This is a genomic window from Candidatus Thermoplasmatota archaeon (genome assembly GCA_038884455.1).
Taxonomy (GTDB): Archaea; Thermoplasmatota; E2; order DHVEG-1; family DHVEG-1; genus JAWABU01.
Genome location: JAWABU010000002.1, coordinates 24,837 through 39,921 on the forward strand (window position 1 = coordinate 24,837; position 15,085 = coordinate 39,921).

A 15,085-nucleotide genomic window follows, 5' to 3' on the forward strand; every position below is an offset into this window, starting at 1 on the left:
ATCATCAAGATGAGTGGAGTGTGAGGAAGACATGGGTGTCGTTGTAGTAACTGGTATTCCCGGCGTTGGAAAAACCACGGTTATGAAATATGCTGCTGAGGGACTCAACATCGAATTTGTGACGTTTGGCACAGTGATGGCCGATATCGCTCTTGAAAAAAAATTGGTAAAAGATCGCGACGAGATGCGTAAGCTTTCTCTTGAACAGCAGAAAAAATTACAGATTCTTACTGCTGAGAAAGTTGGCAAAATGAAAAATGTGATTGTCGATACCCACTGCACGATTAAAACACCAAAGGGATACATGCCTGGTCTTCCTGAATGGGTGTTAAAGAAACTCAAACCAACATCAATTGTTATTGTTGAGGCAGATCCTCAAGAGATTTTCAACCGACGGGCAAAAGATACAACGAGAAATCGAGACCCGGATTCTGTGGAAAAAATCGCTGAACATCAGATGATGAATCGTGCCGCTGCCATGGCATATGCAGCTTTGACTGGCGCAACCGTGAAAATTGTTTTCAATCATGATAATGCTCTTGATGCAGCCGTAAAAGAAGCTGAACCGGTGATACGATGAAAAAACTCGATAATACTGGATTAAGTTATGGGAATCAGATGCTCCTCATGCTTCTCGTGTTATTTGCTATGATGTTCATCTTTGCAGACGTTGGAATTCGAACATGGGTTGCACAAGCGTTACACACTGTTTTTTATCCACTCATTGGTTTTCATGGCCAGTATCCGTTGTTGACAATTATACTGTCAGGAATCATCGTCGTTTTTCTTTCATCGTTTTTCACTCATTTGTTTACGAACTGGAAAGCAATGGGAAAATCACAGGAAATCAACAAAGCATTCCAAAAGGAACTCTCGAAAGCACGACGAGAAGGAAACACCAACCGTATGCAGAAACTGATGAAGATGCAACCGCAGATTATGAAAATGACGATGGATTCCAGCAGTGGGATGATGAAACCCATGATCTTCTTAGTTATTTTTATTGCACCGTTGTTTATTTGGCTAACCTATTTTTTAGGAACGCTACAGTATTATTCAGTAACAGTTCCTTGGGCGTCAGACGTTTCATTGTTCAACCGCTCTCCCCTCTATATTACGAATTGGTTTTTACTGTATCTTGTTTTTTCATTTCTGGTTGGTCAATTGTTCCGGCAAACATTCAAATGGATTAGCTGGTCGGAACGATGGCAGCAACTGAAAAAAACATTATTTCCGAAGTCACACGTTAAACAACCATGACGACGATTACAATTAGCGGAAAACCTGGAACTGGAAAAACAACGGTTGCTAAGTTGCTCGAAAAGAAAACAGGACTCAAATATGTCTATGTTGGTGATCTTTTTCGCCAGCTTGCACAGCAACACCATATGAGTCTTGAAGAATTTGGCAGATACTGTGAGCAGCATCGAGAGATCGATGAACAACTTGATCAACAGCAACTTGCTATTCTCAAAAAAGGAGATGTGATTGTTGAAGGTCGCCTCACCGCATGGCTTGCTCATCGACATAACATCCCTGCGTTGAAAATTTTTTTAACAGCTGATCTTGAAACACGAGCAAACAGAATCGTTAAACGAGAACACGGAACACTCCTGCAGCGGAAAAAGGAAATAGAAACTCGTGAAAAAAGCGAAGCAACACGGTATAAAAAATATTACAACATTGATATTACGGATACCTCAATTTACGATTTGATTGTTGATACTGCTGATAGAACACCTGAAGAAATCGTTGAGTGTATCGTTCAAAAATTACATCGGTAAAGATTTTTTATACTTGATGTGTATTTGCCTGGACTGCAGCTATGTCTGAGAAAATCCATCTTCTCCCAAGCGACGCGAAGCGGAAACGGCTAATTCGTGCTCAAGTATCAACAAATCCACATTATGGAAAAGCACCACACAATCGAACTATCCAGGAACTTCTTAGTAACGGTTTTATTAATCTTGATAAACCACGTGGTCCGACATCACATCAGGTTGATGCATGGATTAAAGAGATCCTTGACATCGATAAAGTCGGACATGGTGGAACTCTTGATCCTGGCGTCACTGGGGTTTTGCCTGTAGCACTTGGCAGTGGGACTCGAGCTTTACAAGTATTGCTCGTTGCAGGAAAAGAATATATTGCTTTGATGAAACTACATAAATCAGTTGAGAAAAAAAAACTTATTGAAACTTGTGAGAGTTTTATTGGTGATGTTGAACAACTCCCGCCGGTCCGTTCCGCAGTGAAACGAGTCAAACGTAAAAGAAAAATTTATTATCTTGACGTATTAGAAGTTCGAGGTACTGATGTTTTGTTTAAAGTTGGCTGTGAAGCTGGAACGTATATTCGTACGTTGTGTGTTGATATTGGAAAAAAACTTGGTTGCGGTGCCCATATGGTCGAGCTGCGGCGAACTCGTGTTGGAACAATCACTGAACATGAATCAGTAACCTTGCATGATGTCAAAGATGCCTACGTCGCGTGGAAAGAACATGGCGACGAAACCGATATCCGAACTACAATTCAACCAATGGAACGACTTCTTGATCTCGTACCAAAAATCATTATTCGAGATTCAGCAGTTGATGCACTCTGCCATGGAGCACGTCTAGCAATTCCTGGTGTTGTTGAGCTTGATTCAGGGATAAAAAGAGATGATATTGCTGCAGTTCTAACGCTGAAAGGTGAAGGTGTTGCATTAGTGAAAATGGTGTTATCTACTGAAGAGATCATGCAGAAAGATTCCGGTGTTTGTGCACATCCAGAACGGGTGCTGATGAATAAAGGAACATATCCGTCAATTTGGAAAAAACAATAAAAACTAAGAAGATATGTTCGGAAAAATTAGAAATGTGGATGCCGAGGTGGCTCAGTCCGGCTACGGCGCGAGTCTGGAAAGCTCGTGGGCCCTGCCCTCGGGAGTTCAAATCTCCCCCTCGGCGTTTCCAACTTTTACAAAAAAAAAGTTTTAGAAAGAAAAAATAATTGAAAAAATTAAAAAATTTTTTATGCTGTACATTGATTTGGAAAAAAGAATTTGAGGAGATGAACAACATGCCCGCAAAAAAGAAAAAAGCTGCAAAAAAGACAACCACAAAGAAAAAGAAGTAAAAATTTTTACTTCTTTTTCATACTTTTAAAAAAACATTTTGTGATGTTGCGCAGATCATCTGATATTTGTTCTCTTGTACATCGGTCATCCTTTTAAGAAACTTTATTATGGTGGAGTAGCTTTCTGTTCTCGTATATTGCGTATGTGATTTGTCATGATACCTCAAGCAAGTCTGTTTCTTGGAATTATACCTGCATTGCTTCTACTATTTGTAGGTTTGAAAGGTTTTCAGGGTTTATACAAAGAAAAGAATATTTTCCTTTCGTTTGTTGTTGGTATCTTTCTTGGTGTTATTGCTGCAATTATGCAATCATTTACTATTCTTACAATTGTATATGTTGTTTTACTTGCCTTTATTAATCAGCTTTTGAAAACCATGATTTTAAATATCGGGCGACTTCAGGAACAGCGAGTAACCGTAATTTATGGTCTTTCACTTGGTCTTGGATTTGGTTCTGCGTTTACACCGATGATCATTCTTGCAGTTGATCGCCTGGTGACAACAGACATGACTGTTCAAGCTGTTCTTGTGATTGGAACACTGGGAATTATCCTGTTCCATGGTGCCACCGGTGCATTCCTTGGCTATGGTATTTATCTCGGAAAAACAATGAAATATCTATTTATGGCTATTTTTGTTGAACTTGCGTTTGATGTCCTTTTAGGTATTACAATTGCATATAGCAGACCTGAATCAATACTTGTTGTCAGTGGATGTACTATTGGACTTGTGTGCTATGGAGCAGTATTGTTCTTGTATGTCACACAAAAAATGATGCCAAAGATACTTGATGAATATCAACGAAGAAAAAGATCGCGAAATCTCCAAACACTGATAAAGTAAAAGCGTATGTATGTGCTGTAACATGTGATAGATATGAATGATCAACTAACAATTCCAACTCAACAAGAACTTCTTTATCAAAAAAGAGATATTAAACCGGTTCTTGCAGGTATTTTTCTGATTCTTGCTGCAGTATTTGGTTTTTTCTTATGGACGATACCGTTTACATTAGATGATACCGCATTTGAATCAATGATTAACATCACTCAGATCAAAGAGATGTACCCAGAGATTACATTTGAGCAGTTGAAATCATCGGTTATGATGTGCAGCGTCATTCAATACATTCTCTGCGTGGTGACACTGCTTGGTGGCATCCTTGCATTCAAAAAGAAAGTATGGTATATTGCGATACTTGGAAGTATCTGTGGGATTTTTACGGTTGGTACACCGCCTGCTTTTGTCTCAACGATGCTGTCAATACTTGCATTGATCCTACTGCTTCTTTCAAGAAAGGAGTTCCAGGGAACTGCTCCACAAGAAAAAATATGACGACGTACCATAATTTTTAGGGAACTGCTCAAATTTTTTTCCACAGTATGGACATACCAATGCATCAAAAGGTATACTCCGACCACAATTTGGACAATGTCGATCTGAATAACCTGATGTTTTTGCGATATTCAGGAAACCGCCTGCTGAAGGAAAAAGGACAGCTAATTCTTCTGTTTTAATTCGTCTGTAAGGAATGTATAACGCTCCGAGAAGTAATAAAGTGGTGATTATATTCCCGATAAGACTTATAAATCGTGTTGCACCTATCCAAGGATAATATGAGGATAATGACGAGAAAGATGATACTCCAGTTTTTTGTATTTCTTGTAGAACACCTGAACTGTATAATTCATGAAAGACAGATGTCGAATTCCAAGCAATGATACATGCAGTTGCAACAGATGAAACATATGCAGCTAGGAGTAATTTTTTCCCAGTATCATCTTCAAGTTGATAGAGACCAAAAACCCAAATTAAGCCGCTTAAAGCTGCTGAGATAACACTTGCAAAAGAGCATAGTAAAAAATTTTCATGCAGGAACGGCTGCGCAGAGGAACCAGAATTTGCAGTGGACACATTCTGTGCACTATAAAAAAACGTTAGAAATGAGTTTGTAACAGTGATAACAATCATAACGACAACAGTTACTACAAAGAGGATGATTGCGTATTTTATTGATTTTTCATGAGCAGAACCAAATTCTTTTCGACCTGAGAACACAAAAAGAACTCCGATGAGGCTAAGGATTCCAGCACTGATAGTAATCATCGATAGAGGTAGGAGTGCTGTAAAAAAACGAAATGATTCTTGGGAAAAATTGTCTTGATCTATAGAATACGAAAAGCTATACAGAAGAAAAATTAGTATAAGTGATATGCTACTTGATATCATTAAAAATAATAAACCTGATTGTGTGTTACTTTTCATAAGTTACACCTGAACATGACGCTATGTTCATTAACATTAATGGTGACACAAGATATAAACATGTCCGCAAGAATCGTTTTGTTCTAAGAGAGAAACCATATATATCGAGCAGACATCTACGAAAAAAAAGTGTAGGCCGCAAAAAGAAAAAAATAAAAAAGATAAGGAAAAACAGGAGAAATACTCTGTTTTCCACAGTCGATTTATAGTATTTTTTTATTTATGGTTGGTCAAATTTTTTGTTACAGTACGGGCAGACTCGAGCATCTTCTGGTATACTCCGGCCGCAACTGGGGCACATTCGTGCGGGTCCTTGTGATTTTTCACCTCGAACCACCAACCAGATAATCAAACCAATTATTCCAGTTAAAATGACGATCAATAACCAAATCACTCCACTTTTCCCACGTTTCTCTGCATCTTTGTAGACCCATATCGCAACAAGAATCCACACGACAAACCAGATAATACAAATGACTGCGCACATAACAAGCCCAAGGCCCATAAAAGCCGCGGCATCAGCATTTTGTTGATAATAGTTGGTCCAGTCATAATCATCTGCTGCACTTACCATATTGGATAGTGCGATAGTCATAAGTAGGCCTATTGCTAACATAATACATTTTTCTGATATTCTCATATCTATCTCCTTTCCTTACGGTAGGAAATCAAGTTCCATTTTAACTACTTTGTGTTTTTTATGTCTATATACCTTGGTTTTTCACGGCTAGAAAACAAGGTGTATAGACACTATTTTTTATTGTGGACAAAAATCACTTCAAATCCTTTTTATTTTTCCGGGTTAACAACCCCTGAATTTCATCAAAAATAACACCAAATGCAACACCACAGATCAAACCAGCTAAGAGACCTGTCATGAATCGAATAAGATTGATGCTTTCCCAGAAACCGAAAAGTTGTCCAAAGCCATCAATGCCAATTGGAATCAAACATAGTAGGATTAGAACAATGAATCGTTCAGTGAGTTCGAAACAATAAAAAAGCATTATTCCGAGGCCAAGAACAATTCCAAGCCAGATCGCAGTGCATCGACTGCAGAATGGCATTTGATTGCCGTTAATAAAAAAAGAACGTTCCTTGTGTTGATGACAGAGTTGATCTCCGATTGTGTAGATCGTACTCCAAGGAGAAGGCATTTGATCAAGGTGGTCTGTATTATCAATACTTCCGACAACACCAGTAAGGTTAGTAACTGATCCTGAAGGAAGAAAAATTGGTGCAAGGATTTGGAGCAGAAACCAGATCAAAAAGAAAAAGAAAAAAACTGAAATGATGATTTTGCCTGTTTTCCGACGGTGAATTTTTTGAAAAAACGCAAAGTACGCGGAGTAGTCTCGATTCATGGACATTGGCTTTACAGCGTCTGAATGGTATGCTTTTTTATAGGTTTTGCTCTTTACTTTAGGGGAAGAGAACCGAAGTCTCCTGGCATCATATTTAAATAGCGTTTGGGTATACCAAGATACACAAAAAAACAGGTGAACCTGAATGACACGATTTCCTGAAGCTGAAAAAAGATTACTCTTAAAGAAAATTTGTATGAAATGCGGTGCATCCAATGCGATGCGTGCCGAACGATGTAGACGATGCCGCTCTGATGAACTCCGTCCAAAAGCAAAAGAAGGTCGAGGAGTATAAGAATTGTTCACCTGGCATGTTAAAAAAAAATATCTTTTCTTCAGTACATTCATGAAAAACTGGTTGGCTGAGGTATGCCTGAGACGAAAACAAAAAAAACAGAGGATTTTAACGAGTGGTACAACGAAATTGTAGAACTTGCAGATCTCTGTGACAAACGATATCCGATTAAAGGTATGAATGTCTGGCGGCCGTATGGATGGAAACTTATGTCATATGTTGATACGTTGATCCGTCAGGAGATGATCAGAACGAATCATCAAGAAGTATATTTTCCTTTGTTGATCCCGGAGTCGTTGTTTAAAAAAGAAGAAGAACATATTGAAGGATTTGGTAAAGAAGTTTTTTGGGTGACACACGCTGGGCATAACCAGTTGGAGGAACGATGGCTCCTACGACCAACCTCTGAGACGGCAATGTACCCGATTTTTTCTCTTTGGATTCGATCTCATGCTGATCTGCCGTTAAAAATCTTTCAGATTGTGAACACGTTCCGCTATGAGACAAAACAAACACGGGCGTTTATTCGTGTTCGAGAAATCCATTTCTTCGAAGCTCATACCTGTCATGTTGATTTTACCGATGCAGAAGCACAGATTCAAGAAGACAAAGAGATTGCTCAACGTTTCTTACAAAAACTTTGTCTCCCTTTTATCTTCAGCAAACGACCTGAATGGGATAAATTTGCTGGTGCCCATTATACGATTAGTATTGATGTATTGATGCCTTCAGGAAGAACTCTGCAGATTGGTTCGATTCACCAGTATCGGAATAATTTTGCAAAACCCTATAATATTTCATATGAGACTACTGACGGTGATCACCAGTTTTGTCATCAGACAACCTATGGTATGAGTGAACGGCTCCTCGGTGCTCTTGTGGGCATTCATGGTGATAACAAAGGGCTCGTGTTACCCCCAGAGGTTGCACCGATACAAGTTGTCATTATTCCAATTATTTTCAAGGGAAAAGAAAAGCAGGTTACTGACGTTGGAAAAAACCTTGAACAGAAACTACGGGCTGCGGGAGTACGTGTTCATCTTGATCTGCGAGACATTACTCCCGGAAATAAGTATTACGATTGGGAGTTAAAAGGTGTGCCACTACGCCTCGAAATCGGCCCTCGAGATCTTGAGAAAAACACCGTGTTATTGGTACGTCGAGATACCCTTGAAAAAAGTACAAGCCCTTTGCATGCTGTTGAACAAAATGTACAGGATACGCTGCAGAAAATTTCAGAACATCTATATACTCAGGCGTTCCAGTTGCTCAAAAATAATATGCATGAGGTTGTATCTGTTGAAGAAGCAAAAACAAAAACAGGAATCGTTGCACTTCCTTGGTGTGGTGTTAAGGAGTGTGCATTGGAAATCGAAAATGTTTTAGAGGGTGTTACGATTGGGGAACCGATTGATCAGCAAGAATGTCACGGGTCATGTCCCGTGTGTGGACAACCTGCACAGACTTGGATGCGGTTTGCTCGATCATATTAAAAAAGAAACAAAAGAAATGATCTGGATGTGAAGATGTATGAGTGGAAAGATAAGCAGTTTTCTCCGAGAATTAGTCGCACCGTTCAGTATCTTTTTCGTAATCCTTGGGATTATTTTCATGGTGTTTGGTATCATCTGGATTTTTTTTAAAGATCTGGCAACAAATACCAGTTCACCAGTTTATTTCCTAAGTTCAGTTGGTGAGTGGAATTGGTATGTGCTTGCAGGAGGCGTTCTCCTGTTTGGGATCGGTCTGTATTATCTGTATAGTTTTCTGTCGAAACGTCATTTTGTTCTCAAAGAGTTAAAAACAAATAAACGATCAGAATTATTAAAAAGACATGCTGAGTTAAAAGCAAAAGTTAAGCGGCTTCCAAAGAAATATCAACGGATGCTTGCAGAAAAAGAAGAAGAACTCCAGATTGAGTAGTTTTTGGTTCGAATGTCTCGTCAAAAGAAGATTTTCTCTCAGTTTGTTGTACTTCTTGTGGAGCCGAAGTACAGTGGTAATATTGGTGCCGTTGCTCGTTCGATGAAGAATTTTGATTTTGAGACGTTGTATCTGGTAGATCCCTGTGAACTTGATGCGGATTGTTATGCTCGAGCAATGCATGCACAAGATCTGGTTGACCATGCTCGTATTTTTTCTTCATTTGATGAGGCGTGTAAGGACATTGATTATCTAGTTGCAACCTCGTCAATTGAGACAACGTCTGAGAAACGACATCTTCGTCAGCCGTTTATTCTTGATGAGTTTGCAAAAAAAATTTTTGACGTTGAAGGTCGCATTGGTTTGGTGTTTGGCCGCGAGGATTATGGTTTGTTTAATGAGGAGATTGCAGCATGTGATGTGATGGTGAAAATCCCAACCAGTCCATCATACCCATCATTGAATTTATCTCATGCAGTTACCGTAGTTTTATATTCTCTGTATACGCATAATGTTGAGTACAAAAGAAAACGAAAACTCAGTAAAGTTGAGAAAGAGATGTTGTTTCGGTTTTTTTCTGATCTGCTTGATGAAATAGATTATCCAAAGCATAAAAAAGAAAATACGAAGATTATGTTTAAACGGATGATGGGGAGAGCCTTGCCGTCACAATGGGAGTATCATACGTTGATGGGTGTGCTCAGTGGAGCATTGGAAAAAATAAAGAAAAAATAATATTTCTTTGGCTATATTGCTATAATCGTTGTAAAAAATAAGGAACTAAATAGATACGAAAAAACTATGAAAAAAAAATTGGAATATTATGTATAGTTTTATTGTACATAGGAATGTTAAGCGGTTGTCAAACAATCGAACGAGGCGCCACCATGGTAAAAATTGAATATATTCCTGAGAAGTATATCAATTTTATCACCGAAGTAAAAGAAAATTTTCCCTTCATTTTAGAATCCATTTTAAATCACACAATGGTTAAAATATCTGCATCTCAAGAAAAAAAATTACGAGAATTTTTAAATGAGCATGAAACAGATATGTTCCAATATTCTGGAGAATACTATCAAATAAGGATTTTTACAACATAACATTTACCAAGTACTTTAGAAACTGTATATTCTGATTTAAATCAATATTTATATTGTTTCAATACTAAAATAGACATTACTATGTTTTAATGCTGCATGAACCTTATCAGCAAAAAAGATAAGATCTTCAACGTTTTGCTGTTCTTTGCCCCAGTCGTAGACAAAATCATAGTTACCTTTCGTTGCTTTAAAACCCATATTCATGAGCTGGTTTTTTACTTCTGACGGAGATGCTCCTTCACTGTAGAACATGATTTTTAGGTAGGTTTTCATAGGAATATCACTCTGAGAACCTTATCAGGATATAGGTATTAAATCATTACGCTCCTACGGTGAAAAACATCGTCTTCGAATCGGATTTGAAAAATAAAGTTTGTTGTTTAGGAAAAAGGAATAGGTGCAAAACTTAAGATAAAGACGATAATGATGAGAACTCCAAGGAGTTTTCGTCGAGTATCCAAGGTATCATGTTCATTGAGCGGGGGTTGATGATGCGTACCAATCAATAGAAAAACTATAAGGGCAAACATAAGCCAACCAGTATAGAGAAGCCCTAAGATGAGAAGGATAATAACAACAGCCCAGCTTGCGTACCTGTGTTTTTCTTTGAGAAATGCTCGTGCAACATGTCCGCCATCAAGCTGACCAACTGGGAGAAGATTGACAGCCGTAAGAAAGATTCCAACCCACCCTGCAAAAAGTGTCGGATGAATTAATATATTGTCTGGAAGTGAAAAGAAAGTTTGAATCCATTGGATAATCAGCGGAGGTGACATATACCCAATATTCTCAGATTGCGGGATACTGATTGGATTCTGTTGCATGAGAAAAAATCCGACAAAGCAGACAGGTATTGCAACCAGAAAACCTGCTAGAGGACCTGCTATCCCAATGTCAAGTAATGCTTTTCGATTTGGTATAGGTTCACGGGTTGAGATCACTGCACCAAAAGTTCCAAGAATAAAGGGGGGTGGCAATGGTATAAAATACGGGAGAGATGATTCAACATTATGTTTTTTGGAAATGAGATAATGTCCCATCTCATGACATCCTAGGATTAACAACAACGGAATCGAGAAGAAAAGGAAACCATTGCTCAGATATTCTGGAGAAAAGCTTTTGCTTAGAATTGCGATAAAATCATTGAGTGTTGGTTCAAGGATACTTACCCATTGAAGAGAACCTGCAAGGGTTGTAGTAAAAACAGTTGCGATGAGTAAGGCAAGATTGATCCATACTGGTTTTTTCCGTATGAGTGGTTTTTTGATAATATAGATGAGATGTTCTCCTCCTTCAAACCGTATCATCGGAATGTACCCTTTTTCCGCAAGAGATACCCGGAGTTGTTCGAATTTTTCTTCAAGCAGTAGTTCATCGACTCTACAGAAAAAAACAGCGGTGTTTCCATCGGTTTTCATATCATAAAAGGGAAATCGTTGACCGACTTCTCGTTTCAAGAGTTCTATATCAAAGATTGGTGATGAATCCGGCGTCGTCCACGTTTCAGACATATGAAGAAGCCCGATATTAGATGTGTTTTATAAATCCTTCGCCCGATACAATAGCGCCGTGATTCTATAAACATTTTTTTTATGTACTTGTACGAAGGAGAAGGCTTGCAATAAGATAGAGAACAAAAACAAAGAAGAGTATCCAATAGAGAAATGAATGATACTGATTTTGTTTCTGAAATGAGTGTCCTGCTAACTCACCGCTCTTTTCCAAATGCATTCCCAAACCCGTGACCCAGTATTTTGTAGCGATTTTTAAAATTTTTGGAACGTTGTATTGATGTATCGAAAAGAAGATAAACAACAAATCTTTGTGTGAGGCGAGGTTTTGATGCAATATGGATATGAGAATTTATTTTCCTGGTGGAAAAAAGGTAAATGCCGAATACAAGGGATTTACGATCGCTACTGATCAACCCCTTGAGGCTGGTGGTACTGGAACCGCACCTGAACCGTTAAGCTTGTTTCTCATTTCTCTTGGAACCTGTACCGGATATTATGTTCTCGCATTTTGCCAGAAACACAATATCCCAACTGATAATATCACTATTGTTATGAAATCAGAGAGAAATGAAAAGACACATCTGTATGAGAATATTACATTGACCATTGCAACACCATCTGATTTTCCTGAAACATATAAAAAAGCACTTGTGAAAGCAGCAGAATCATGCGCCGTGAAAAAACATCTTGAAAAACCACCGAAAATCACAATACTTGCACCATAGCAGTTTTGTTCAATCATATTTATGTATATCTTTGCTATTGCATCGGTAATGTGAATACCATGCCAAGTACGTTAATTCTAGGGACGCAATGGGGTGACGAAGGAAAAGGAAAAATTGTTGATTACTACGCTAAAAAAGCTGACTATGTCGTTCGTTTTCAAGGGGGAAACAATGCAGGTCATACTATCCAAGTCGACGACCAAGTGTATAAACTTCATATCGTTCCTTCTGGTGTCATCCAAGGAAAAATAGGAATTATTGGAAACGGTGTAGTCATTGATCCCGAGGTTCTTCTTCATGAAATCAACGAGTTGAAAAAACGAGGTATTGACCCAAAATTAATGATCAGCGACAGAGCACACATCATTATGCCGTACCATAAAATCTTAGATGGTGCTGAGGAGCAGTACCTTGGTGATAAAAAAATTGGGACAACTAAACGAGGAATTGGGCCGTGCTACAGTGATAAAGTTGCTCGCTTAGGTATCAGAACCAGCGATTTACTTGATAAAACAATACTCAGACAGCGGCTTCAACAGATTATCCCATTAAAACAAAAAATGCTTGACATGTACAACATATCAACAACATTACATCTTGATCAGCTCGTCGAGACCTATGCGCACTATGGTACACAATTAGAAAAATACATCACCTCAACACAGATGGTTCTTCAGCAGGCACTCGCCAAGAACAAACATATTCTCTTTGAAGGAGCTCAAGGAACAATGCTTGATGTTGATTTTGGAACATATCCTTACACAACTTCATCAAATACCATCGCGGGAGGAGCTATCACTGGAACCGGTGTTAACCCTAAGAATATTACCGATATTATTGGAATTATGAAGGCATATACGACCCGTGTGGGTGAAGGTCCTTTTCCCACTGAGCTTTCTGATGATGTCGGTATACATCTTCAAAAGAAAGGACATGAATTTGGAACAACTACCATGCGGCCTCGTCGGTGCGGCTGGCTTGATCTGGTCATCGTGAAACATTCCTGTATGCTTTCAGGGATTACCAGCATTGCGATGACAAAAATCGATGTTCTGACAGGATTGCCGAAAGTTAAAATTTGTACTTCATATAAACTGCTGGGAAAAACTATTGATTTTGTTCCAGCAACAATTGCTGACGTTGAACACTGTGCCCCTCAGTATATCGAATTACACGGGTGGAAGTATCTTGACCCATCAACAACAATATATGACGATCTCCCTAGAGAAGTACAAAAGTATATTGAATATATTGAAAAATATCTTAATCTACCGATTTCTCTTGTCTCGATTGGCCCTGGGCGGGATGAAACAATACAACGTTCAGAGTAGATTTTGAACGGTTACCGCAGTTTGAATCCATCGAAGATATGAATTACAGGCAGCGCGTAATGCGTGAACATCAGCTGCACGTATGGTTAAAATAAGTTGTTTCCCAGAAGGAGTTATCTCGACCTGTGTTTTTGGTATTGCATGTTGAATCTCAGGAGAAATTGCACCAACAAGAAGTTGAATGTCGCGTTCTGACGCACCGGTCAACGTAAATGTAGCATGCGCGTTCATACTGCTTTAATACGTTTGGCAACAGTTGGTCGCTCTTTGTAGAACACCTTACTTCCACAGTACGGACATTGCATACCGATATTTTTAACGTCAAATTGAACTGCCTTCTTACAGAGTCCGCATTTATATCTCGTCATACTTCGTCACTGCTCATGAGTGGTGGAGCTATTAATCCTTTCACAATTTTTTCAACATCGGAACCCTGTGGTGTCTGTGGAAGGTATGAACCGCCTGCAAAAATCGTACCACATTTGGTACATTTCCAGATACTTGTACTAGTTCTTTTTACACTGAGATGGCTGCATGACGGGCATTTATGTTTTTGTTTCTGTAACGCCTCAACCTCACGAATCCGGGTTCTGGATCGGACACCATACCGTGCTTGAAAACGACCTGCAGTTCCAACTTTTTTCGTCCTTTTTGCCATAGTTATTTCCCTGTACTTTTATATAATTGTGTTCTTATTTCTCGCCCGTTATCAATCGAGGCTTTTATAACTTTTTGTATCTCTTCTCTGGTGAAACTCCCTTTGAGCCCTTTCTGCATTGCTCGAATATCTCCATTTGTATCTGTTGCAACGGTGAGACGTGCATCAGCAATTTGTTCCTCATCAAGCGAGGGATCTAAAAAAATAACGTTGTTGATTTTAACTGAGGTACATGAGATCGGCGGTTCTTTCAATGGCAAAGGATAATCATCACCGAGTTCAAATCGCCGTGCTGGAACTTTTGTGGTCATTAAGGCTGCAAGAGATGCAAGTGATGCGGCATCAAACAAGTTTCCATCATAGTCAAGAACATGAATATCAATAAAGATAACCCAGACTTTTTCACCAGGGGTAATACAGAGTTTTTCAACTTCAACGAGTTCTGATTCTCGAACACCTCGATCAACAACCCGTGCGAGTTCTATTGCATCTTCCTGAGGAGGACCTGCTTCAAAATCAGGAGATGCCATCGGGACCAGTTCTGCTGCAGTTGAGAGAACCCCGCTATCTGGTGAATCAGGATATGGTTCACCGACCTCCATTTTTATCCCTGCAAGAACCTGCGTATTCCCAATTTTTACCCGCGCTGATCCTTCTGCTTTTTGTACAACATTGGTTTCAATTGTAATCGGCCGGTATTGATCAAACCTTCTCCCGTCGATCCGTTTACCCTGTTCTGCAAGTTTAATGATGTAATCTCGTTTAATAACTGGAACAACTGTCAT

Annotated in this window: 22 protein-coding genes and 1 tRNA gene; 14 read left to right on the forward strand and 9 right to left on the reverse strand. The window is 39.0% G+C overall.

Features of this window, described 5'->3' with window-relative positions; genetic code table 11:
- Positions 1-31 precede the first annotated feature (31 nt).
- The 7 genes from QXL17_00600 to QXL17_00630 all read left to right on the forward strand — a co-directional run bounded on the left by QXL17_00600 (position 32) and on the right by QXL17_00630 (position 4,457).
- Entirely contained in the window at positions 32-580 is a 549-nt protein-coding gene (locus QXL17_00600; GenBank protein MEM4257639.1) for an adenylate kinase, read from the forward strand.
- Positions 577-1,260, forward strand: coding sequence for an EMC3/TMCO1 family protein (locus tag QXL17_00605; GenBank protein MEM4257640.1), 684 nt, complete (start codon positions 577-579; stop codon positions 1,258-1,260). The genes QXL17_00600 and QXL17_00605 overlap by 4 nt, the downstream gene beginning before the upstream one ends.
- Positions 1,257-1,784 carry an AAA family ATPase gene (locus tag QXL17_00610; GenBank protein ID MEM4257641.1) on the forward strand — a complete coding sequence of 176 codons (528 nt, stop codon included), beginning with the start codon at positions 1,257-1,259 and terminating at the stop codon, positions 1,782-1,784. Before QXL17_00605 ends, QXL17_00610 begins: the two co-directional genes overlap by 4 nt.
- A 41-nt stretch (positions 1,785-1,825) precedes the next feature.
- Positions 1,826-2,827, forward strand: a complete 1,002-nt coding sequence (locus tag QXL17_00615; protein MEM4257642.1) for an RNA-guided pseudouridylation complex pseudouridine synthase subunit Cbf5 — start codon at positions 1,826-1,828, stop codon at positions 2,825-2,827.
- Between the two features lie 40 nt (positions 2,828-2,867).
- Positions 2,868-2,951: transfer RNA gene (locus QXL17_00620), tRNA-Ser, on the forward strand.
- 324 nt (positions 2,952-3,275) lie between these two features.
- Positions 3,276-3,965 carry a protease PrsW gene (locus tag QXL17_00625; GenBank protein MEM4257643.1) on the forward strand — a complete coding sequence of 230 codons (690 nt, stop codon included), beginning with the start codon at positions 3,276-3,278 and terminating at the stop codon, positions 3,963-3,965.
- Between the two features lie 33 nt (positions 3,966-3,998).
- On the forward strand, positions 3,999-4,457 hold the full coding sequence (locus tag QXL17_00630) for a hypothetical protein (protein MEM4257644.1): 459 nt from the start codon (positions 3,999-4,001) through the stop codon (positions 4,455-4,457).
- On the opposite strand, the gene QXL17_00635 is transcribed toward QXL17_00630, so the two are convergent.
- From QXL17_00635 to QXL17_00645, 3 genes are all read right to left on the reverse strand, one after another.
- Complete coding sequence (locus QXL17_00635; GenBank protein ID MEM4257645.1) at positions 4,413-5,387, reverse strand: zinc ribbon domain-containing protein; 975 nt, start codon at positions 5,385-5,387, stop codon at positions 4,413-4,415. The two genes, QXL17_00630 and QXL17_00635, sit on opposite strands and share 45 nt — an antisense overlap.
- Before the next feature lie 220 nt (positions 5,388-5,607).
- Positions 5,608-6,027: a zinc ribbon domain-containing protein gene (locus tag QXL17_00640; GenBank protein ID MEM4257646.1), complete on the reverse strand. Its 420-nt coding sequence runs from the start codon at positions 6,025-6,027 to the stop codon at positions 5,608-5,610.
- A gap of 133 nt (positions 6,028-6,160) precedes the next feature.
- Positions 6,161-6,757 (reverse strand): DUF2085 domain-containing protein, encoded by a 597-nt coding sequence (locus QXL17_00645; protein MEM4257647.1) that lies wholly within the window; start codon positions 6,755-6,757, stop codon positions 6,161-6,163.
- Between the two features lie 139 nt (positions 6,758-6,896).
- Here QXL17_00645 and QXL17_00650 point away from each other — a divergent pair, with 139 nt between their 5' ends.
- The 5 genes from QXL17_00650 to QXL17_00670 all read left to right on the forward strand — a co-directional run bounded on the left by QXL17_00650 (position 6,897) and on the right by QXL17_00670 (position 10,072).
- Positions 6,897-7,046, forward strand: coding sequence for a 50S ribosomal protein L40e (locus QXL17_00650; protein ID MEM4257648.1), 150 nt, complete (start codon positions 6,897-6,899; stop codon positions 7,044-7,046).
- Between the two features lie 74 nt (positions 7,047-7,120).
- Positions 7,121-8,539: a proline--tRNA ligase gene (gene proS, locus QXL17_00655; protein MEM4257649.1), complete on the forward strand. Its 1,419-nt coding sequence runs from the start codon at positions 7,121-7,123 to the stop codon at positions 8,537-8,539.
- 37 nt (positions 8,540-8,576) lie between these two features.
- The gene (locus QXL17_00660; protein MEM4257650.1) at positions 8,577-8,969 is read left to right on the forward strand and encodes a hypothetical protein; all 393 of its coding nucleotides are present in this window, start codon (positions 8,577-8,579) and stop codon (positions 8,967-8,969) included.
- 12 nt (positions 8,970-8,981) lie between these two features.
- A complete protein-coding gene (locus QXL17_00665; GenBank protein ID MEM4257651.1) occupies positions 8,982-9,704 on the forward strand; it encodes an RNA methyltransferase in 723 nt (240 codons plus the stop codon).
- A gap of 152 nt (positions 9,705-9,856) precedes the next feature.
- Positions 9,857-10,072 carry a hypothetical protein gene (locus tag QXL17_00670; protein ID MEM4257652.1) on the forward strand — a complete coding sequence of 72 codons (216 nt, stop codon included), beginning with the start codon at positions 9,857-9,859 and terminating at the stop codon, positions 10,070-10,072.
- A 48-nt stretch (positions 10,073-10,120) separates the two neighbouring features.
- Here QXL17_00670 and QXL17_00675 read toward each other — a convergent pair whose 3' ends face one another.
- Positions 10,121-10,345, reverse strand: a complete 225-nt coding sequence (locus tag QXL17_00675) for a hypothetical protein (protein ID MEM4257653.1) — start codon at positions 10,343-10,345, stop codon at positions 10,121-10,123.
- A 107-nt stretch (positions 10,346-10,452) separates the two neighbouring features.
- A complete protein-coding gene (locus QXL17_00680) occupies positions 10,453-11,583 on the reverse strand; it encodes a site-2 protease family protein (GenBank protein MEM4257654.1) in 1,131 nt (376 codons plus the stop codon).
- A 338-nt stretch (positions 11,584-11,921) separates the two neighbouring features.
- Here QXL17_00680 and QXL17_00685 point away from each other — a divergent pair, with 338 nt between their 5' ends.
- Both QXL17_00685 and QXL17_00690 read left to right on the forward strand, forming a co-directional pair.
- Positions 11,922-12,311: an OsmC family protein gene (locus QXL17_00685; GenBank protein MEM4257655.1), complete on the forward strand. Its 390-nt coding sequence runs from the start codon at positions 11,922-11,924 to the stop codon at positions 12,309-12,311.
- A gap of 59 nt (positions 12,312-12,370) precedes the next feature.
- On the forward strand, positions 12,371-13,642 hold the full coding sequence (locus QXL17_00690) for an adenylosuccinate synthase (GenBank protein ID MEM4257656.1): 1,272 nt from the start codon (positions 12,371-12,373) through the stop codon (positions 13,640-13,642).
- On the opposite strand, the gene QXL17_00695 is transcribed toward QXL17_00690, so the two are convergent.
- The 4 genes from QXL17_00695 to rrp42 are packed head-to-tail and all read right to left on the reverse strand — an operon-like array spanning position 13,634 to position 15,085.
- Positions 13,634-13,873, reverse strand: coding sequence for a KEOPS complex subunit Pcc1 (locus tag QXL17_00695; protein ID MEM4257657.1), 240 nt, complete (start codon positions 13,871-13,873; stop codon positions 13,634-13,636). The genes QXL17_00690 and QXL17_00695 overlap by 9 nt on opposite strands.
- On the reverse strand, positions 13,870-14,010 hold the full coding sequence (locus QXL17_00700; GenBank protein ID MEM4257658.1) for a DNA-directed RNA polymerase subunit P: 141 nt from the start codon (positions 14,008-14,010) through the stop codon (positions 13,870-13,872). The genes QXL17_00695 and QXL17_00700 overlap by 4 nt, the downstream gene beginning before the upstream one ends.
- Positions 14,007-14,300 (reverse strand): 50S ribosomal protein L37Ae, encoded by a 294-nt coding sequence (rpl37A, locus tag QXL17_00705; protein ID MEM4257659.1) that lies wholly within the window; start codon positions 14,298-14,300, stop codon positions 14,007-14,009. The genes QXL17_00700 and rpl37A overlap by 4 nt, the downstream gene beginning before the upstream one ends.
- 2 nt (positions 14,301-14,302) lie before the next feature.
- On the reverse strand, positions 14,303-15,085 hold the full coding sequence (rrp42, locus tag QXL17_00710; protein MEM4257660.1) for an exosome complex protein Rrp42: 783 nt from the start codon (positions 15,083-15,085) through the stop codon (positions 14,303-14,305).